Here is a 21,291-nt window from a genome sequence, read left to right as displayed (position 1 = left end):
ACATTTTAATGGTCAGCCTATGGTCTCTGTAAGTTTTCTAAACATAATTTTGCGAGTTTATTCATATGTGAAATTCATTATTGTAAAAAGTAAACCAGTAGAATGAGAACCCATTTTGCTTTTCCTATTTTTTGAGGTTCGTTTCTTATGTGGTCATTGTTTTATTGAAAAAATAGAAGCTAGAATTGCGTGCACCACGACTGAAGTCATGGGCTTTTGGGGAGCTATCTATATTTCCGATGTTTATCGTAAAATTCACATTATCTGTATTTTATATAGTTTTATAATAATCTCAATATTATATTCCTAAGAGTGAAAATGTGATATCTTCCCAAAAGCCCATAATTTCAATTATGGGTCTGAGCACCACAACACCTAATCCCCCTTTACTTCCATCTATAATTCACTACTTTCTTGATCCCAAAGTCGATAAGGATCATCGTAATATTTCATTTGTTGGAGCAGTAATGCTTCCAATTCTTCTACTTTATCTGCATACTTAGGATCATTGGCGAGATTGGTTTCCATTTTCCCTTTTTTATGATGTTCTGGTAAAAACTCATTAGGATTTTCGCCAAGATGAAATAACTGAGTTTGGCGAACAGCACCATCCATCAAATCGTATTTCACTAGTTTCCAATCTCCCTTTGTTACGGCGCGCATACCTGGTTTTGTTCCACCACAATACACCCCATACATTTCATCTCTTAGCGTATTGCTTTTTCCTTCTAAAACCTTTTTGAAGCTTTCACCCTCCACTGTTTCTGGAATTGGAATACCGGCCAGATCACAAAGTGTTGGGAAAATATCTAATAAATACACGTTTCCTTTTACTCTAGTATTGGCTTTAATTCCGGGGCCTTTCACTATAAATGGTACCCTCCAACTATGCTCATATAGATTCTGTTTACCCATCAAACCATGTCTCCCAACAGCTATACCATGATCGGCTGTGTAGATAATGTACGTATTCTCCAACTCCCCCATTTCATCCAGTTTTTGCAATACTTTTTCAAGCTGTATATCAATATTTTCAGAGCAAGCCATCTCTCTCCCAAATTCATTGCGGATAGTTTGTTCATCTCTATTTTTCCATACCCCCCTTACTCTGTCCTCGTCTCTCAAATTAACATGACCATGAAAAAAAGGATGTTCTGCCAAATAGTTTTCAGGCAGGGCAGGCTGTTTACTATTCAATGGAGGTAAACTTTTTTTGTCTTTATGGTTAACGGCTCCATACTTTTCAAGCAATTCTGGTGTCCCGTTTCTTTCATCATGAGGATGAGAAAAACCAAAATAAATAAAGAACGGATTTTCCTCCTTCGTTGCTTCTCTCTCTGATAAATATTCTAGTACCTGTTTTGCATGCCATGCACTGCCTGTTTCTTCACTTCCGCCACGTTTCGTTTTATCTTTCACCACTGAAAACTGACGGTTCGCTCCAGGGTAAGAGTTTCCTTTCTTACAAGTTCTCATGGTTTTGTAGCCCGCATTATTAAAAATGGCACCTATGGTCATACTGTCTAAAGCATGAGGGGATGTCTGTTTTTGAAATTCAGCACTTGGCGGTAAATGCCAAACACTTCTACCACTCATAATCATATGACGAGAGGGAGTACACACCGCACCATTCATTGAACCCATATGTCGGACCACATCAAAGGTCATTCCTGACTGGGCCAGTTTATCAATGGTTGGCGTTTCCAAAATGGAATTTGGATTGTATAATTTTAAATCAAACGGAGCCTGATCATCTACTAATACAAATAGAAAATTAGGACGTTTCTGCTCCTTATTCAATTGATGAAGTTGACAGCTTCCACCGATTAAAACCACCAATAGTAATACTATGCCTATTTTTAAATGTAGTTTTGTTTTCATTTTGAAAGTAAGTTTAATAATTCATTTCAAGTTCTTTATCACCAATAGCTCAATGATGAATTTTCATTACAAAAGTTTGTCTTGTGTAATGTGAAGAACAAACCCATTGTTAGGCTTTATCTTTAAATTTAGAATTTGATCGTAGGTCAATTTTTGTTGTTGGATTTTCACTTTAGTACGGGTCTTCATCGTATCGTCATCCGTGTATATTTTTACGGTATACTCTTTCTTTTTATTGAGGAATGAAAAATCAAGTGCTATAACTTGAGGCTCCATACCGTTAATACCGCCAACAAACCAATTATTCCCTTTTCTTCGTGCTATCACACCTATTTTTCCTATTTCCGCTTTTAGTACTTTGGTCTCGTCCCAAACTGTAGGTACGTTATTGAAAAATTCTAATTCAGGTTCATTTCCAATATGCTTTGTATTTCCCCATAAAGCATCATCTTTCATAGGAGAAAGCGGAGCACTATCATACCAGTATAAAAACTGTAATGGGCTATAAATACAAACTGTTTTTGCAAGTTGAGAAGCATTGGAACCCATTGTTTTTACTCGCTTGTTGTAGTAACAAACAGTATTATCAGAAGCTCCTGCTAGACAACGCGTGAACATTGTAATCAATGTATGTTGATTGGGAACTGTTTCTTCATCTCCTCTTATTCCTTCTTGTGTGAGGAGGTTAGGGTACGTTCTTGAAAAACCTGTCGGTCTGTATTCATCATGAACATCAACAATCATTTTATATTCAGATGCTTTTTTAATGGCCTCATGCATCCAAGCGGTAGCTTCCTGATCTCCCACTCTCACAAAACCAAACTTAATCCCTGCCACACCCCATTTTGAAAATAAAGGAAGCAAATCGTCTAGTTGTTTCTCCAAAGCACGACGGTTGACATAAAGCATCACCTTTATTCCTTTACTCTTGGCGTATTGACATATTTTTTCTAAATCAAATGGGCCTTTAGATCTTTTGGGATCAAGTGTAATAGTGGTGGCATCGGAAGCATTATCCATTTCATTGCCATACCAACCGGCATCAAAATGAACATATTGCATGTTATGGCTTGCCACAAAATCAATGGAAGCTAATGCACCTTGATTCGTCAGCGTTCCTTCTCTCAGTACTTTTCCAGGCGTAACCCAAGAAGGATCTTTAATGGCACATGGATCATTTAGGTTTTCAATGATAAAATTGTTCTCCAATAATTCACCATAGTTTTCAGCCATCATCATTACTCTCCAAGGTGATTGAAGTGGAAGTTTTCCCTTTACCTTAGGTGCATTACTGCTTTCTCCCTCTATCACTGCACCCGTAATTTTATCCTGTTTTATATCTTCCTGTCTCCCATCTAAAGAGGATACAATTTCAAAAGCTCCTTTCTTTCCCGCTTGAAAACTTAGACGTGCATAATCCACCAATTTTGCTTCCGCAAGTACTAATTTTTTATCATAATCTACTTCAATCAAAAGTGGTCTTTCACACCCCACTTCAAGTTGGGATAATGCAATTTTTTGATACTCACCTTGAGCCGTTAATTTACCTGATTCTCTTTTTGGTGTTGACCAAACTTGATGGTCTTTCTTGAAACGGTAAGTAATGTTTTCATCCTCTATATTGATAAAAGAAAGGCCATTTTGTTGAGGTATTTCATAAGCAAAAGCGACTCCTTCGTTATAGGCTCTACAGATGAGATTTAAGGAAGAGGTTTTACTTTGAAGTTCAATTTTCACTTGAGTATAATGATCCGTTACTGTACTACGTTCACCGATCGGATTTACCCATTCATTTTTCACCTTTTCTTTCACTACATTCACCACTTTAAAAGGTGATGTAAAGTCAATATCCTTTGATTTTAAAGTCAATGTGGAAGGTAGAACCACTTCTTCTTTCCCATAAAGTAAACTAAACGTTATACCTTTTTCTCCTTCAGGATGAATAAGAAGCACCTTACTGTTATCCGGTGATTTTACCTTAATGGTTTGCGGTTTTGCAGATGCCACCGAAGTATGGATAAATAGAAGACATAAGATGACTTTAAAAAAGATGGCTCTATATGTTAAGTAACTCATTATCTGTAAATTTTGATGGTGTAAAACAGGACATTTTATCCATTACAGTCTTTCTATATATACATAGTAAGCCGGATGCACTCTCCCCAAATTATCAATCAGTTCGGCTTCCAAATCATATTTCCCTGCGGGAATTTTACATTTAAAAGTGACCTCTTTTTGACCTTCACCAATTTTTTCTGATTTGGTAATCCCTGCCACATACATTCTTGCTTCAGTAAAGTCATTCTTCACACTTGCAGGGGCCGTTTTGTCCAATTCAATTCGTTTTTCTTGAGCAGGAAAAGTGGAGTTAATGGCTAATTTGCTTTCTCTTGGAAAACGTCTCAGTGTAATTGTGTAATCACCACCTTCTACGAACTCAATTTTCCAATTTCCTGATGCTTGTTCCGCTTCGATGGCTCCATTCTGATGCCACACTCCTCTGTAAGCTCCAATCAATAAATCGTGAGATGAAATTTTACTTGGGTTTTCATATTTTGACCCCACTTTAATGTAAGCGTAACGCTCATCCACTCCTTCATCAATAAAGGATTGCCACCATCTTTCATAACCTTCTGATAGACGTGATGCTACTTCTGGATGTTGCTCAATGATATTTTTTTCCTGCCCCTTATCCTCAGTGATATTGTAGAGTTTATCACCATCAACCAATCGCCAATGATCATCCATCACCGAGTATTTTTTATACTTAATAAGGTTTTGTTCTCGCTGTGTATCAATATATAAAATACGGTTTTCCCACTTTGGATTGCCCTGAGTGAGTAAAGGCTTAAGGCTTTTTCCATCAAGTGGTTTTACAGGGTTGAAATCCAAACCCAGCAGATCAACAAATGTTGGAAGCAGGTCATAATGTGCCACTAATCGATCCACATTTTTACCGCCTGTTAATTCACCATTAGGCCATCGAATCATAAAAGGAACCCTGTGACCACCATCAAACTGACTGCCTTTTCCTCCTTTTAAGCCTGCATTAAAGATTTTTCGGCCAGCAGAAGTTCCATTGTCAGTCGTGAAAATCAAAATAGTATTATCGTCTATGTCAAGCTCTTTTAATTTATCTTCTAACCTTTTAAAATTGTCATCAATATTGGTGATCATACCATAAAAACGACGACAACGCGGGTGAATATGCTCATACTTTTTCCCCTCATACATTTCAAGGTATTCTTGTGGTAAATTATAAGGTGCATGAGGTGCGTTGGTAGCAATGTAACAGAAGAAAGGTTGATCTTTGTTTTTTTCAATAAAGCCTAATGCTTCATTAAAAAACACATCCGTACAGTAACCCTTGTAAGGTTGTTCTTTTCCATTATGAAAATAAGTATCGCTAAAGTAATCGTTCATCCAATAATCAGGACCTTGACCAATTCCCCCTGCCCCATGACGAACCACTTCATGAAAACCTCTATCTTCAGGTCGATAAGGGTAATTGTCTCCCAAATGCCATTTGCCATACATCGCATTGGTATACCCATTTTGGGCCAGCACTTGAGGTAAAGTGACTTCGTCTTCAAATAAAATGGATCTTCCGGCTATTGTATGATAGACATTTACTCTATTGCAGTGGCGCCCTGTCATCAATGATGCTCTTGTAGGTGCACAAGTTGTAGAGACGTGATAGTTCGTGAAATTAATTGCACTTTTAGAAAACTTATCAATATTGGGCGTCTTTACAAACTGATTTCCTGTTACGGCTAAATCGCCCATTCCTTGATCATCTGTGATAATCAGAATGATATTTGGTTTTTCTTTTTCTTGTGCATTGGATTGCTGTAAGTTTAGAAACAACGCGAATAATAGTAACATTATCCTACTAGTATTTTTTAGAAATCTGCTCATCATTAATTTATTTTAGTCCAGTTTATTTGTTCCCAATTTTCTTTGATATAAGGTTGAGGTTGGCCTTTTGTAGTCCTTCCGTTCTCAATACTGCTTGTCATCTTTAAAGTCAGTTCTTCTACCACTTCAGGGTATTCGAAATAAAGATTTGTGGTTTCAGAAGGGTCTTTTTCCAAATCATAAAGTTCAAATTTTGGATCACCTTCTTTAAGCGTTACAAAAGCAGGTTTTAAAGATCCGCCTGAACCTCTGAACATATTGAGTTTCCATTTTCCTTGTCGGATCGCAAAATGTCCTGATGCCGAGTGATGAATCACTACTCTTTCTTTTGTATAGTCTTCCTCATGATTTTTCAACAATGGAAATAGACTGAAACTATCTTCCGCTTCGTGATCATCCAATGGTCTATCAATGATATCAGCAATTGTTGCTAAAAAATCCGATTGACAAACAGGAAAATCTGATTGAAGACCGGCGTCTATTCCATTGGGCCAACGCATAAGAAATGGTACTCTGTGCCCTCCTTCATAAATGTCTCTTTTTCCACCTTTGAAATGCAGGTTGCTAAAATGCTGATAGGTGGTTTGATGATAGGTATAATTTGTTTCAGCACCATTATCAGAAGAAAATATAACGAGTGTATTTTCTGTCAATTTATTGTCTTCCAAAGCCTCTAATACTTGCCCTACTCTATGGTCTGTCTCCTCTATAAAATCGCCGTAGTTTCCACAAGCTGTTCTCCCTTGAAAGTCTTTATGTGTGCAATGTGGTAAATGCGGACTGGTCAAAGCAAGGTATAAAAAGAAGGGTTTTCCAGCTTTCGACTCTTCAGCCCTTTCATTGATATAGTCGACTGCCTTTCCGGCAAATGTCTCCAATACCAATTCATCATTAAAAGACGGAGCCACCTCAATTCCGCCCTTTTTTGGCATTTCTTCTAAATAAGGCGGTGTCATTCTGTAATCTGCTGGACCAACACCCACATAAGTTCTAGGATTGTTATTCTTTTTCTTTTTGGTCCAAAGAATAGGAGGATCTAGTACTTTATCATTTTCTAAATACGTAAGGATACCAAAATTCATACTGGCAGGAATTCCAAAGAAATAATCAAAGCCATATTCAATCGGTCCTTCCACAAATGGTTTTGACCAATCTCTATTGTTCTTTTTGGGCTCACCAACAAAATCCATCTGCAAATGCCATTTCCCCACCATTCCAGTGTTGTAGCCATTCTCTTTTAAAAGTGATGCGATGGTCATTCGTCCTTTTTCAATCAGACAAGGTCCATCAGCTCTTAAAACTCCTTTCTTTAATGACGTTCTCCAACTGTATCGACCCGTCAATAAAGTATACCTTGATGGTGAACATACGGCATCACTACTATGCCCATCAGTGAAAATAATTCCTTGATCAGCAAGTTTATCAATATTGGGCGTTACAAATTTTGCGTCTTTGTTTAAAGCACTTACATCTCCATAACCTTGATCATCAGTATAAATAATGACTATGTTTGGACGTTGTTTCGCTTGTGCTCTAGATGTTAGAGGAGCTAAAAAAATTGAAACTAACCCGATATATAGAAACAAGTAAAATCTGTTCATTCTGATTTGAAACTTAAATTTTGAAATTGTAAGAATGCTCCAAAAAGCACCCTTACAGTATTTCAATTGAAAAGGATTAATAATAATTAGGTGTTTATCAATCTAACTTAAATTCGGCTGTGTAAATGAAAATCTATAGCTCACTATCAACAATCATTTTAGGTTTCCCTTTGATATACTTAATCGACTTCAAAAACATGTCAGTCTCATAAAGAGTGATCTTATAAAATTTTCCATCGTATTTATAATTATTGAAAAAACCGTGACCGGCATTATCGTATAAAAACAAATCACAACGACGTCCTACTGCATCCATTTTAGCTTTGTAATTTTCTGCAATAGATACTGGAATAATGGGGTCTTCTCTTCCTAAGAAAACGATGGTTGGCGGTGCTTCCGCTGTGATATTATGAGCCGGTGAAATCGTTCTCCATTGCTCTCCCATTCTTTTATGCTCAAATCCTTCCGGTCCATTATCAAACACTGGATTGAAAAGGATTAATGCATTGGGAACTGAACTGATGCTGAGGTCTTCATTAGGATGATCTAATTGAGGGCAAACACCACATGCTGCCGCCAAGTGTCCTCCTGCAGATCCTCCTGATGCTACTATTTTTTCACTATTTATATTTAAAACTTCAGCATTTTTTCTTAAAAAACGAATCGCTGATTTTGCATCTTCCACTGATTCATAAGGAGTGGTTTTGTGTCGATTTCTTACTCTATAATCTGCCAAAACAGTAATCATCCCTCTTGATGCAAAGTATTCAGCTTGGGGTTTAAACTGCTTGATTGACCCGCCGTTCCAACCTCCACCGAAATAAAATATAATGCAGGGGTATGATTTCTTCTTATTGAATTTTTCAGGATAATGGAAGGTCAATTTTAACTGTAAAGTATCGATCTCTTTATAGATTAAAGAAAAAGGTTGATTCCTGTCTATCCCACCCAAGGACTTCAATTCCTTCTGTGCCATACACATGGACGAGGTAAATAGTATCAATAGTAATAGTTGTATTGTCTTTTTCATGTCTTATTATTGTTATCACTCAATGGTCATTGCTTAATTGATCAACTTTTTAATTTTCTCTTCTCCATATAAAACTTTCCTCTAATAAAAGTTGATACTCTTCTTCCATCACCTTTTTCATTTTCTTTAAAACCTTAGGTTTAGAAGAAGCTAAGTTGTTTGTTTCTCCCAAATCATTTTTGATATCATAAAGTTCAAAATTGGTTAGCTTGGCACTTTTCACTAATGCTTCATTTCCATCATAAAGGTTATGTAACTTGGGTAGTTCTTTTCCATCTACAGTTAGTGTGGCCAATACTTTCCAATCTTCCGATCGCATCGCCACACGTTGTTGATTTAGGGCATCATAAAAAGCCCACACCAGTGGTTTTGTTCTCTTCTTTTGTCCTGTCTTTATCCATTTTACAAAAGACTCTCCATCCAATTCATGTTTATTTTCGAGTTGAACACCCGTTATTTCTGCTAACGTTGGCATAAGATCGAGTGCTGAAATGACGGCATCAGAAGTGCCATGAAAGGTTTCATTCCCCATCCAATATAAAATTCCGGGAACTCTAATTCCGGCTTCATTGGTCCACAGTTTCATACCTTTCAATTCCCCCGGAGAACCATAAGAATGCTTAGCTCTGCTGTAACGCATAAGTGTTTCTGGCCCATTGTCAGACGTAAAGAAAATCAGTGTGTTATCTAATTTATTCTCTTCTAAATAATTCAATAATCGCCCAACGGCTAGATCCATATTTTCTACGTTTGCAAAATATTTAGCCTGTGCTTCATTTTCACTGAGAGGCAGGTTTTTATCAATCAGTTGTTGAGGTGAGGCAATGGGCTCGTGAGGTTCATGAAATGTGATCTGTAAATAAAAGGGTTGATGAGAGGGTTTTGTATTCAGCCAACCGATCGCTTCATCTACTACAATTTGGCAACTGAAGCCTTCCAATTCACCTACTTTATTTCCATTTCTTACAAAATTGGATGGGTTCTGATGACTTGGAGAAGCGTTATTATGCGTTGCAAACCAATGATCGAAACCAAAATAATCTGGCTTTGGTTGTGCATCACTATTGAACCTAGAACTGCAGTGCCATTTTCCTGATAAACAAGTTGCATACCCTGCCGATTTAAGTACTGATGGTATCGTATTTTCAAACTCCTGTAAATGAACTAAATCACGTAAATCCTCACTTCTTTTATAGCCTGGAATAAAATCATAAATTCCCACTTTATTAGGGCTTTTTCCAGTCAACAAACCCGCTCTTGATGGTGAGCAAACTGGTGCAGAAGAATAACAATTGGTCATCAAAATTCCTTTTTGAGCCATATTATCCAAATGAGGCGTTTTAATGATCGGGTGTCCATAAGCAGATAAATCACCATACCCCAAGTCATCACATAAAATAACCACAATATTGGGCTTTTCTTGTGCTTGTTTTTGCCCCTTTGTGGAGGGGCAGTTTATCGCTATTAGTAATATGGTAAATAAGTAATTCTTCATCTTGTTTAAAGCATTAGATATAATAGCTAGGAATAAGAATGTTCCAATTATAATTGTACTTGCAGTGTCTGACCTTCAAAAGCAATCTCTTCTGTTTTGCTTCCTACTAGCTCCACATGTAATTGCATTGGCGATTTTTCAAAGTCGATATAATCACCGTTCCCTTTTTTCACGGTCAAAGTTTTAGCTGTTTCAGAGTATTCAAATATCACTTCCGAAAAAGCTCCTTTTTCATATTCATAAGAAGTATTATCATCTTGGTAGAGCGTATATTGAGCATCTTTACCAGGGTAGATTTTCAATCTTAAAGGCTCATCAGTGGGTTGCGTAGCGTATTGTACCTTAGGGCCGATTGGAAGGATAGAACCCGCTTTGACGAAGATAGGTGTTTCATCAAAATCAGCTTTTGCTCTTACTAATTGTCCTCCCTGCATTTTTTTATTGGTCCAATAGTCAAACCACTCTCCTTTTGGCAAGTAGACGTTTTTATGACGTTGCTTGTATTCCGTCACAAATGCTACCATTATATTTTCACCAAAGCATAATTGATCTTTAATGTCCCATGTTTTTTGATCATTGGGATAGTAGAATGCCAAAGGACTCATCAATGTATGTCCATCTTTTGTGATTTTCCATGCTTCCGAATAGATATAGGGCATCAGCTGATAACGGAGATCAATAAACTTTCGGGCAGACGCTTCAAAAGCTTTTCCATATCTCCAGATTTCCGTTTCTGAAACATAACCATGAATACGGAAAATCGGGCTGAATGCTCCAAACTGAAACCAACGATTCAACAGCTCTATAAATTCCTCATTAGTATACTGATCATCGTAGATGGGGTTGATGGAATTGGCATCTCTAAAGAAACCGCCAATATCATGCGACCAATAAGGCATTCCCGCCATCGTGAAGTTTAGACCTGCTGGAATTTGCTCTGCGAATTGTTCCCATGTTGATTGTACATCTCCTGACCACGTGGCGGTACCATATCGTTGTTGACCAGGGTACGCAGAACGCGTCAAATTGAAAATACGCTCGTTTGGATACTCCTTTCTTTTTCCTTCAAACATGGCTTTACTGACCAACAATGAATACGCATTTTTCACTTCCTTGAAAGGGCCAATTGCCGTTTGCACATCATTTCTTGGTTTTGAAGCAGGTTCTGTTCCATCAAGCCAAATTGAATTCACTCCGAAATGGAACATACTATCACTTAGCATTCTGTAATAACGCTCACGAACACCTTCATCATAAAAATCAAGATTATGATTTCCTTTTCCGAGTTTGTATTGCAGTAAATCATATTTTTCCAACAAAGGCGTATTATTGACCATTGGCCATACCGAAACCATCAAATTCATATTGAGGTCATGCACTTCATCCGCCATTGCTTTAGGATTGGGATACTTGCTTCTGTCCCATTCGGGTCCCTTTGTTCCATCAGGCCAATAGAACCAATCCTGAACAATATTATCCACCGGAATTTTTCTTTTTCTCAACTCTCTCGCATTGGTCAACAATTCTTCTTGATTATGGTAACGCTCACGGCATTGCCAGAAACCATAAGATTTTTTAGAAAATAATTTCGATTTGCCCGTCAAGTTGTGGTATTCAGCTAGTACTCTTCTTGGGTTTTCACCATGAATCAAATAATAGTCAATTACATTGCCTTCCTCACTGCTAAATACTGTTTTGTCAAAATCAGGCTCATTGTAAAATAATCGACCTTTCATTTTCTTGGCTCCGGAATTTTGGAAAGTGACCTTATAAGCCTTTCCTGCCTGAAGTTTCTTTGTGCCCGAATGACAAGTGGGTACCCAAATCGTGGCATAGTTGATGACCGTATCATTATCAATCAATACACGAATTTCACCACGCATTCTATTGGATTTATCACTTTCTACAAAAAAGCTGTACTCCCCTGTTTTTTCTGGAATAAAGGTCGTCACTCTAATGTTTTTATCATTATTTTCCTTCATTTTATGCTTTACAACATTCTCTGCATCTTGCCCCAAGTTTTCCTCCTCCACACTTGCAAAAGCTTCTTCTTTTTGATCAAAAGAAATTTCATGTTGCGCTTGATTGAAATCCGTCACACTATAGTTATGCCAGTAAATACCATAGTTGTTGGTGGACATTAAGAAAGGAATCGCTACTTCCTGATTGTATTGCTCTAAACGATTAGATACTCCCCTCCAGTTTAAAATATTACTCTGAAACTGTCCCAATCCATACAAGGCTTCATCACCTGCCACAAACGCCTGGGAAACTTTCCAATCTGCTTTTTTATTTTGATTGATGTATGTCAGATCATTCGTCTCACTCACCAACTTTTTCCCTTTTGCATCTTGATACTCAATCGTACCGTCTACATTGACAATTAATTTTAAAGCTTCAGTAGAAATACTCAGTTGCTCCTCCGATTTTTTCATCTTCCAGTTAACATTCTGAGGTTTCAAAACCGTAACATAATCTGGATGCTTTATCGGTTCTACACCTACCAAACTTTTTTGAACATGAATAATGGATTCATCGATAATTTCGATGGTTAAATTCAAGCTATCCATTTGTACAGTGACTTTATTATCAATTTCTGTAACCGGATATTTAAATTGCCCACATGATGACAAAATGAAGCTTAGACCGATAAGGCCAAATAGTGTATTTTTGAATATCTTTTTCATCACTTATCGCTACTTAATAGTTTTCAATTGTAACTGAATATCTTTTTTGAAAATATGGTTATTGAACCCTTCATCTGTTACTTCACTTGCTGAAATACCATGATTGCTTTTTGCATTATCATCAAGTTCAAGAGGGTGTGCAGTGAAATTATGGATGATGTTATTGCCCGCATAGTAATTTTGATCTTTCCCTTTCATCCCAATGGAATTGTTATTTCCACCGATTTTTATAGTTAAATCTTGATCCGTCTTTCCTTCGGGAATTAATGATTTTAAAACCACTTTATGATTGGAACCGATGACCATGGCCGCACATCCCATTCCATTGTATGATTTCCCTTCATATGGAAGCAATGTGATTTCAGCGTTCATTCCTTCATCTCTCTCATAGTCCACGCCTAAGGCAGGGCCATGTTGCGTATCAGCGTAACAATCAATGATATCGCCCGAACCAATACAGAAACCTCTTTGACAGCCAATCGCCGTCGTTCCTCTTACATACTTTTTACCCGTAGCATGAGTAAGTGTGACACCCGCTCTCATATTTTTCACAGTGCAATTCAAAATAGTGGGGTTAGAAGTTCCTCTTTTATATTCTTTACCATTGATCACAGTCTCCCCACCATTGTAAGCCCTTATGCCTTCTTCTCCCAAACACATCATATATCCAGAAGGCAATTTGTAGCCCCAATATGTCATGAAACCAGCTTTATCACCATCAGAACCCGTTCCTTCTTCTGCCAGCATATCATCCGATGATCTCATTTCGCCTTCCACATAACACCCTTCAATAATGGGCTGATCTGCCGCTTGCATAAAAATAGCATGACCATAACTTCGGTGAATGACCGTTGTATTCTTCACATGGTTTTTAAAACCTCTCACCAAGCATGCAGAGTGCTTGTAATGTTTGATGACATTTCTTCCGCCTTTCCCAAAAGTTTCCCCATAACCATAAGGATAAGAACCTTTGGTTGAAACATGAAAACCTTCAATTCTATTATTCGCTCCATCCATTACAATATTACACGCTCCCTCTTTTGGGTAATCATAAACAGTTCCTACGTCTACAAGTGTCATGTTTTTGATGACATTATTATTGCCGATTGTTTGTACTTCATAAAAGTCATCGTAGTCCGTAAAAGCATTGAAAACAGCTGTTTCTACATTGATGGTCACATCTGTAAAATCATAAGTACTGTTATTCCCTTGAAACAAAAAGAGTACATATACTTTGTGATTCAAGATATTCGTAAACTCTTTGAACTTACCCTTTTTTACGTCTTTAGCTGTGACCGTATACGTGCCTGGTGCAAGTTTTACATTGGCATTATTTTGTTTTAAATAAGGAAGTAATTCTTCAATTGAATTAACTTCTTGTTGTGCGAAAATCGTTGTACTTATCATCAATGACAGTACTAAGAGTAACCATTTTTTTTGTTCCATCGAGTCTGTTATTTTATTGTTGATAGTTTAATTTCTTGTCCTTTTATTGTAGAGATATCGTATTCGAAATACGGTTTTGTATCAAAAAGTTCAACTGTATTTTGTGACGCTGTCAGAGGCCTTTTGATAGAGGGTGTTTGATAAAAGAAATTGGGATTGTCTGAGGAAGCGATTTTAATATTCTTTCCATTATTCAAGACCAACTTCTCATAGGTTCTAATTCTTAGATTTCCACCTATTGTAGATTGGATCACTACCTCTTTTAATTTGCCATTTTCCCACACCAAATTCTTTACCTCAAAACCACCACGAGCTCTCAAGCCTTTGACTTGACCCTTGGGCCAAACATCTGGCAACGCTGGAAGTAATTGAACAGCTCCATCATGACTTTGTAAAAGCATTTCTGTCAAACCAGAGGTAAACCCAAAGTTTCCATCAATTTGGAAAGGCGGGTGTGCATCGAGCATATTAGGATAGGTTCCACCTCCGACTTGAGACTCTGATCGACCTACCAATTTGATCTGATTTTCCATTAAACGGTAAGCATGATTTCCATCCAGTAATCTTGCCCAAAGATTTATTTTCCAATTCATAGACCACCCTGTAGACGGGTCACCTCTGTAGATCAATACATTTTTAGATGCTTGCGTCAACAATGGTGTGTTGTAAGGTGAAATTTGATTGGATGGAAATAAACCATAAAGATGAGAGACATGTCGATGATGATCTTCAGGGTTATCCCAATCTTGCATCCACTCTTGTAATTGCCCGTGTTTACCGATTTGCATTGGGGCCAATTGAGTTAATGCTTTTTCCATCTCTATTACTAAATCCTCATCTTTCTCTAGGAGCTTTGCCGCTTGGATGGTTTTAGTGAAAATATCAAAGAGCAGTTGATTATCCATCGTGGTTCCATAAGCTATATTTACCATCTTAGGATGATGAGAGGGCCTGTTCTCTGGAGAGGTAGAAGGGGAAATAACCAGCCAATTTTTCTCAGGTTCCGGAACGGCAAAGCTTAAGCAAAATTCAGCCGCTCCTTTCATTGCAGGGTACACGGTTTTCAGATAATTTACATCTCCACTGAACATAAACTTATCCCAAAGATGCTGGATTAACCAAACGCCACCCATTGGCCACATCCCCCAAGTTGCACCATCTACAGGTCCGCAAATACGCCATAAGTCAGTGTTGTGATGCGTCACCCAACCTTTTGCACCGTACATATCTTGGGCCGTTTTCTGCCCTACTACAGAGAGTTCTTTTATCATTTCAATTAAAGGCTCATGCATTTCTTGAAGGTTGGTAACTTCCGCAGGCCAGTAATTCATTTCTGTATTGATGTTGATCGTGTACGCACTTTTCCAAGGCGGTGTCAGGTCATTACACCACAACCCTTGCAGATTGGAAGGCTGTCCTCCAGGCTGAGAAGAACAGATTAATAAATACCTTCCAAACTGAAAATAAAGCGTGGCTAATGAGGGGTCATTTTCTTTACTGAAATTTTGAATGCGAAGATCCGTTGGTTTTTCAGAAGCTTTCGTTTTTCCTAAGTCAAGCGTTACTCTTTTGAAGAATTTTTGATAGTACTGCGTATGATGCTCAAGTAATTTTTTGAAGGATTTTCTTTCCGCTTTTTGGATTGCATTAGTAGTTAATTGATGTGGATTTTCACTCAGATCTTGGTAGTTGACAAAATTAGTGGCAATTGCTACATAAAGCGTAACAGCATCAGCCTTGGAAACCTTAATGTCATGACCATTGGCGACGACTTTTCCACCTTCATTTTCTACTTTAACCTGTGTCTCAAACTTTACTTTTCCTTTGATGTAATCCGCATCTTTAGGCAATCTTTTGTTCTTACCATCCGCAGAGGTCCCTTCCATTATTAAAGTATTATTCGAAGGAGTAGAAATCTTTACTTTTGATGGAGCAGGCCTTGAGGCTGATAAAGTAAAATCAATTTTTCCTTTTTTATTGGCTGTCAAGCGAATGATCATCACCTGATCCGTGAAAGAAGTGAAAACCTCTCTTTTATATTTTACACCCTCCACTACATAAGCAGTGGTGGTCGTTGCTTTTTCAATATCTAATTCACGATAGTAATCAGCATATTCCGCATGTTGAGGCATACTTAAGAAAATATTGCCAGCTGTTTCAAAGTTCATTCCGTGAGAAGTCTTTGAAATAAACTTTTCGTTGGCTAATCGGTGTGCCTCTTCATATTTATCATTAAAAAGCAGAGTTCGTATAGTTGTCAAAGCATCTTTTGCATCAGGATTGTCATTGCTATGCGGACTACCCGACCAAAGTGTTGCTTCATTCATTTGAATGTTTTCCTTCACCGGATCACCATGAACCATAGCACCTATACGTCCATTACCAATTGGCAGGGCTTCATTCCAATTAGAAGCAGGAGCATCATACCATAATTTATGCTGTGCACTAAGTGACGTTATGCAAATAATGCATAGTCCTATGGCTCCAAATATTTTTCTAATACAATCCAATGTTCTACTTTTTTCTATTCTAAATATCCAATTTTTACCAAGTAGATCTACTTCTATTTATTCATTTCAAGTCAATTCTTTTTAGACTAATAATCAACAACTTAATTGTTTTAATATTTTATCTATCCGTTCTTTAAACCTTTGTTATTTCTCATTTTTCAGCTTTAAAAAGTGCAATCGATTGCATCTATTGTCAGATAAAAGAAGAGCTTTTTACATACCCATAAGAAAGACTGATAGTCTTTTGATTTTAGTTTTATACTGTGTTGTTGTAAGTAATATGACAGAAAAAAGGCGTTCGTGTTATGCTTCGTAAAGTGTTTTTTTCTTCATTAAGAAACATCCTTTTTCTTCATACTTATTGATTATTAATTTCTGTTGAAGCGTTTAACCTAATGTTTTAAAGAGATCTTTTTGATAAATGAAAGGAGTAGGAAGCTCCTTTTTGAACTTCCTACTATCATTTTTATTTTTTGATTACTCTATTGATATAGACTTTCTCATTACTGATCAATCTAATGAAATAGATACCTTGTGTTTTATCAGACATATCAATCGATGTATGTTCTTTTCCTGTAAAGGAAGTCTGTTCTATTGTTCTACCATTGATATCAACCACTGATAATACAATTTGCTGATTGAGTAATTCAGCTGGAACTGTGATATTCAATTGATGAGCCACAGGGTTTGGTGATACGAAATTATCATAGCTTTCCTGATCGAAAACACTATTTACAATACCGTCGTCATCTTTGTCTTTGTCTCCGTCATCATCATCATCGTCGTCATCGTCGTCTTCCTCTGTAATTTCTTTTGCGTAAAAATCAATGAACTGAGGGCCTTCATCATTCAATCCTTCTTTGGTTACTGATAAAAAGTCAATATTCTGATATTGGAAATACTCGATTTTTACAGCATAGTAACCCGCTTCTAAACAAACTGTGTTATCTAATTCTACAAGATCATGTCTTCCGCTGTTATCGATAACCAATTCTTCATTGATATATAATTTTGCACCATCACTTGATGCTAGATTAAATCTATAAGGTCCTGCTTCTTCCACTTTGAAATAGCCTTCAAATTCAAAAGCAAATCTTTCAGCATTATCTTTTACTTGAAGAGTGATGGCATCTATTGTCGCACTTTTCTTTGGTGTAAGCGTTTCAAATTCAGGTAATACTACAAAAGCACCTTCATAGTAATGGTAATTGATTCCCTTTATTAATTCTTCTTCGTTTTCAATAGTAATCGGTGCAATTACATCACCTCCACAATCTGTATCCGGTACACCATCTAACATGATATTATTGGAACCTTGATCCATCAATTCGCCCCAAGTAATGTATTTATTATCACTTGATTTATCCCCTAATACAAAAGGATAGTGTGTGTAGTTTCTTACAATTGAATTAGTTACTGCATAGTCTCTTGTTCCATAAACATGTCTCCAGCCAGTTCTTACACCTGCCACTAGAATGTCTAAATCAGGAGCATCTTCTGCCGTATATTCATGACCTTCAGCGTATTTGATAGAAATATTGTGATTACTACCAGATAACCATGCCAGCATATTATTATAAACACCTGTCTCTTCTTCTACCTCAGATCTCAGCAATTCTAAAGTTGCATACCCATTTCTATCATTTGAATATTCATGAACAATCAATGGGCCGTTTGTTGCATCACCTTTACAGTTTACAGCCATTCCACTACCCATACTATAGGCTGTTTCACAACCAATCGAAACACAGTTTTCAGCATACTTTTTACCTGAAGCATGCGTAATTACAACTCCAGATCTGAAATTCTTTACAGTACAGTTCAAGACTGTCATGTTTTCTGTTTTTCTTTCACTATCTGACAACACATTTCTTTCTGCATCCCAAACACGGCCCGTATTATAAGCTCTAATTCCGTCCTCTTGACAAGAAAATCTCCAACCTCTTTCAAGTCCTAATTCTTTAAAACCTTCTACTGGATTAGCCTCGTTATTATTATTTTCATTACAATCATTGGCCGTACGGAAATAACCCCATTGCTGATACACTTCATCTGCAGGAGACCCCGTACCGATTTCATCATAAATATCATCTGTTGTACGTACTTCACCCTCTATATAACATCCTTCAATTACTGCATCATGTCCACCTTGCACAAAAATACCGTGACCGTAAGCAAAGCTATAAAGTTCACAATTTAGGAGGTGGTTTCTATTTCCTCTTACCAAATAACCACTATGTTTACAGTGACCTATTTGATTACAAGTCCCCCCTTTTCCAAAAATATCACCATAACCATACGGGTAAGAACCACGGATCGTTAGTTTGAAGCCCTCAATAAGATTATCGTCACCATCATACATTACACCTAACGCACCACCAAACACGGAGCAGTCCAACCCTTCTACATCTGCAATGATATCTTCCATTTCAAGATTTCTAAAAACGTTATTGTTCCCAGTGTTATGAAAATTCACGATTTCAGCTTTCGGTGCATTATCAAAAAAAGCATCAAAATTCACTTCTATTTTTACACCAGTGAAATCATAAGTGTTATTAGATCCCATCACTCTAATCACTGTACCTCCCCATTTATATTCATCAGGTCTGCTGTACATATTCGTTTTATCTACAACATAAGTACCTGGAGTCATCACAACATTTTGGTCAGATAATGTAGTTGTAGCCCAAAGTTCTTCCATAGAACTCACCGTTATTGTTTCGTTTGAGTGTACTAAAGAAGAAGCTAAAAGACATAAACCGATAGAGAGTAAAAAGGATTTAAAATACCTTCTTAAATTTGATAATTTAGTAAATAAAATCATTTGTGTTTACATTTTGAAATTAAAAAAATTACATAAAAGTATTGAAGTAAGTAAAGCAAAAAGTTGCTTTACTTACTTATCAAAATACTTTATTGTATTACACTATTCAAAAAAAATTAATTACCATTTGCTAAGTATTCTTCTAACTCAGCCACAGATCTGAATGTAATGAACCATTCTAACTCAAACTGCTGACCAATGACAGATGCGTCCATCTCGCTACCATTGAATTTATTCATATCATAAATATTAGTACCTTGACGTCCTGTTAGGTTATCAGTCATCATTTCAGTATTGGTTAAATCTACACTCATATCCCAATAGAAAACATCGTCAGAAATAAATGTACCTGTATTATCAGTTCTTGATTCAGAAATCTGTATAGAGTTTAAAATATGGTCATTACCACCAAAACCTCTTTCTGATCTAAAGGCTCTTGTAAACCATGACCCTGCAGGTCTGTTACCCATTCTTGCTGCATAAATCGGGAATTCAGGGTTGTAAACCCAGTTGTCCACCCAATCAGCATCTCCAGGAACATTTTGTCCTGCTGTTGAATTTTTACCGTTTTTCCAGTTTTGACACATATCAAGACGTCCTTCACCGAATGTCACTACAAATTTACCATCAGCTTGATGTGTAGCGTTTGATGATCTATGATCTGTCCAATCACAATTTACTTTCTCAGATTCGTTTCTATCAAATTCCCAAACATACTTACCATCAGGCAAGCTTTGCTCTGCATATTCTTCCAGCTTAGGAAGGTTCTCAAATGATCTGATGTATTCAATCTTCAAACCACTGTTCAACATTGTATTTAAGTTGAACTGTACTAACTCCGTGATATTATCTTCTGTTGTTGACATAGTATGTGACTCACCTGCTTCATTTTTGAAGACACCTGAAGTCAAGTCCCAATAGTAAATATCGCCATACAATACACCTGTGTAATTTGTAGAATTATAAACACCGTTTAGTTGTTCGAACGTACCAAAATCAGTTTCAAATGTTAGATCATAATCCGCCATTCTTGTTGCTTTCATCGCAATGATTGGATAAGTAGCCACATCAAAGTTAACACCGCTTTCCAACTGAATTGAAGATTGACCATCTACAAGTGATACATTTAATACATTATCAGAAGTACCGATTGAACCTTTAGCAGCTACCCAACCACTTTCATCTACAGAGAAATCTGATTCTAAACCTGTGAAAGGATATGTAAATAATGGACCTTCAATCACTTGTGGGCCGTGCATCAAAGTGATGTTGCCTGAAATACCACCTTTTGGTACTTCTACTAAAATTTCAGTTTCAGAGATAGACTTGATTGTTCCTGCAATACCTCCTTCATTTGATTCAAAAACAACCGATACATCATAACCTGATTCCTTGAAGTTTTCACCTTGCACAGCAATGATATCACCTGCAACACCAATACTTGGTTCAAGACCACTTACTTTCGCACCAGGAATTACAACGAACTCCTCTTCCATCAATACTGATTGTGTAAGGTAACGCACTTCGATCGCTCCAGTTGTAGCATCTACAGGAACTGGAAAAACAATACTACTGTCACCGTAAGAGATGTATGAATTTTGGTCTACTTCAATACCATTGAAATAGATAAATGTAGGCTCTTTGAAGTCTCCAAAGTTTTTACCTGTAATCGTCACTTGAGTGGATGGCAAACCTGTTTTTGGAGCAAAATTATTGACTTCAACTTCCTGAAAACTAGGAACTGTCGCTTCATATTCATCTTCCTTCGTACAAGAATAGAATAGAACCCCTGCAGTCAATAAGGATGGTAATAAATATTTCGTTAATATGTTATTTTTCATTTTTTTCATGTCAGATTAGTGAGTACCCACAAGGAATACCTTTAAGTGATATACCTTG

At 37.0% G+C, this 21,291-nt stretch carries 11 protein-coding genes; all 11 read right to left on the bottom strand.

Annotation, left to right across the window (positions count from 1 at the left end; genetic code table 11):
- Window positions 1–396: 396 nt before the first annotated feature.
- Window positions 397–1,881: a sulfatase-like hydrolase/transferase gene (locus HHU12_RS12550; protein WP_169657087.1), complete on the bottom strand. Its 1,485-nt coding sequence runs from the start codon at window positions 1,879–1,881 to the stop codon at window positions 397–399.
- Window positions 1,882–1,947: 66 nt separating this feature from the next.
- Window positions 1,948–3,957, bottom strand: coding sequence for a glycoside hydrolase family 97 protein (locus tag HHU12_RS12545; protein ID WP_169657086.1), 2,010 nt, complete (start codon window positions 3,955–3,957; stop codon window positions 1,948–1,950).
- Window positions 3,958–3,999: 42 nt separating this feature from the next.
- Window positions 4,000–5,766: an arylsulfatase gene (locus HHU12_RS12540; protein WP_240970946.1), complete on the bottom strand. Its 1,767-nt coding sequence runs from the start codon at window positions 5,764–5,766 to the stop codon at window positions 4,000–4,002.
- A gap of 35 nt (window positions 5,767–5,801) precedes the next feature.
- Entirely contained in the window at window positions 5,802–7,400 is a 1,599-nt protein-coding gene (locus HHU12_RS12535) for a sulfatase family protein (protein ID WP_169657084.1), read from the bottom strand.
- Window positions 7,401–7,533: 133 nt separating this feature from the next.
- The gene (locus HHU12_RS12530; RefSeq protein WP_169657083.1) at window positions 7,534–8,430 is read right to left on the bottom strand and encodes an alpha/beta hydrolase; all 897 of its coding nucleotides are present in this window, start codon (window positions 8,428–8,430) and stop codon (window positions 7,534–7,536) included.
- Between the two features lie 49 nt (window positions 8,431–8,479).
- Window positions 8,480–9,925, bottom strand: a complete 1,446-nt coding sequence (locus HHU12_RS12525) for a sulfatase-like hydrolase/transferase (RefSeq protein WP_169657082.1) — start codon at window positions 9,923–9,925, stop codon at window positions 8,480–8,482.
- Window positions 9,926–9,972: 47 nt separating this feature from the next.
- A complete protein-coding gene (locus HHU12_RS12520) occupies window positions 9,973–12,612 on the bottom strand; it encodes a glycoside hydrolase family 31 protein (RefSeq protein ID WP_169657081.1) in 2,640 nt (879 codons plus the stop codon).
- A 9-nt stretch (window positions 12,613–12,621) separates the two neighbouring features.
- Window positions 12,622–14,058 (bottom strand): hypothetical protein, encoded by a 1,437-nt coding sequence (locus HHU12_RS12515; RefSeq protein ID WP_169657080.1) that lies wholly within the window; start codon window positions 14,056–14,058, stop codon window positions 12,622–12,624.
- Between the two features lie 8 nt (window positions 14,059–14,066).
- Complete coding sequence (locus HHU12_RS12510; RefSeq protein ID WP_205959876.1) at window positions 14,067–16,568, bottom strand: glycoside hydrolase family 95 protein; 2,502 nt, start codon at window positions 16,566–16,568, stop codon at window positions 14,067–14,069.
- Window positions 16,569–17,034: 466 nt separating this feature from the next.
- On the bottom strand, window positions 17,035–19,392 hold the full coding sequence (locus HHU12_RS12505) for a PA14 domain-containing protein (protein WP_169657079.1): 2,358 nt from the start codon (window positions 19,390–19,392) through the stop codon (window positions 17,035–17,037).
- Between the two features lie 116 nt (window positions 19,393–19,508).
- Complete coding sequence (locus tag HHU12_RS12500) at window positions 19,509–21,233, bottom strand: IPT/TIG domain-containing protein (protein WP_169657078.1); 1,725 nt, start codon at window positions 21,231–21,233, stop codon at window positions 19,509–19,511.
- Window positions 21,234–21,291 lie beyond the last annotated feature (58 nt).

The organism is Flammeovirga aprica JL-4, assembly GCF_012844305.1.
GTDB lineage: Bacteria > Bacteroidota > Bacteroidia > Cytophagales > Flammeovirgaceae > Flammeovirga > Flammeovirga aprica.
The sequence above is the reverse complement of the archived record's forward strand: the minus strand, read 5'-3'. Positions and strand labels throughout refer to the sequence as shown.

Coding starts and splice junctions, on each gene's coding strand:
- HHU12_RS12550 (WP_169657087.1), bottom strand. CDS start 1,881: ATGAAAACAAAACTACATTTAAAAATAGGCATAGTATTACTATTGGTG.
- HHU12_RS12545 (WP_169657086.1), bottom strand. CDS start 3,957: ATGAGTTACTTAACATATAGAGCCATCTTTTTTAAAGTCATCTTATGT.
- HHU12_RS12540 (WP_240970946.1), bottom strand. CDS start 5,766: ATGTTACTATTATTCGCGTTGTTTCTAAACTTACAGCAATCCAATGCA.
- HHU12_RS12535 (WP_169657084.1), bottom strand. CDS start 7,400: ATGAACAGATTTTACTTGTTTCTATATATCGGGTTAGTTTCAATTTTT.
- HHU12_RS12530 (WP_169657083.1), bottom strand. CDS start 8,430: ATGAAAAAGACAATACAACTATTACTATTGATACTATTTACCTCGTCC.
- HHU12_RS12525 (WP_169657082.1), bottom strand. CDS start 9,925: ATGAAGAATTACTTATTTACCATATTACTAATAGCGATAAACTGCCCC.
- HHU12_RS12520 (WP_169657081.1), bottom strand. CDS start 12,612: ATGAAAAAGATATTCAAAAATACACTATTTGGCCTTATCGGTCTAAGC.
- HHU12_RS12515 (WP_169657080.1), bottom strand. CDS start 14,058: ATGGAACAAAAAAAATGGTTACTCTTAGTACTGTCATTGATGATAAGT.
- HHU12_RS12505 (WP_169657079.1), bottom strand. CDS start 19,392: ATGATTTTATTTACTAAATTATCAAATTTAAGAAGGTATTTTAAATCC.
- HHU12_RS12500 (WP_169657078.1), bottom strand. CDS start 21,233: ATGAAAAATAACATATTAACGAAATATTTATTACCATCCTTATTGACT.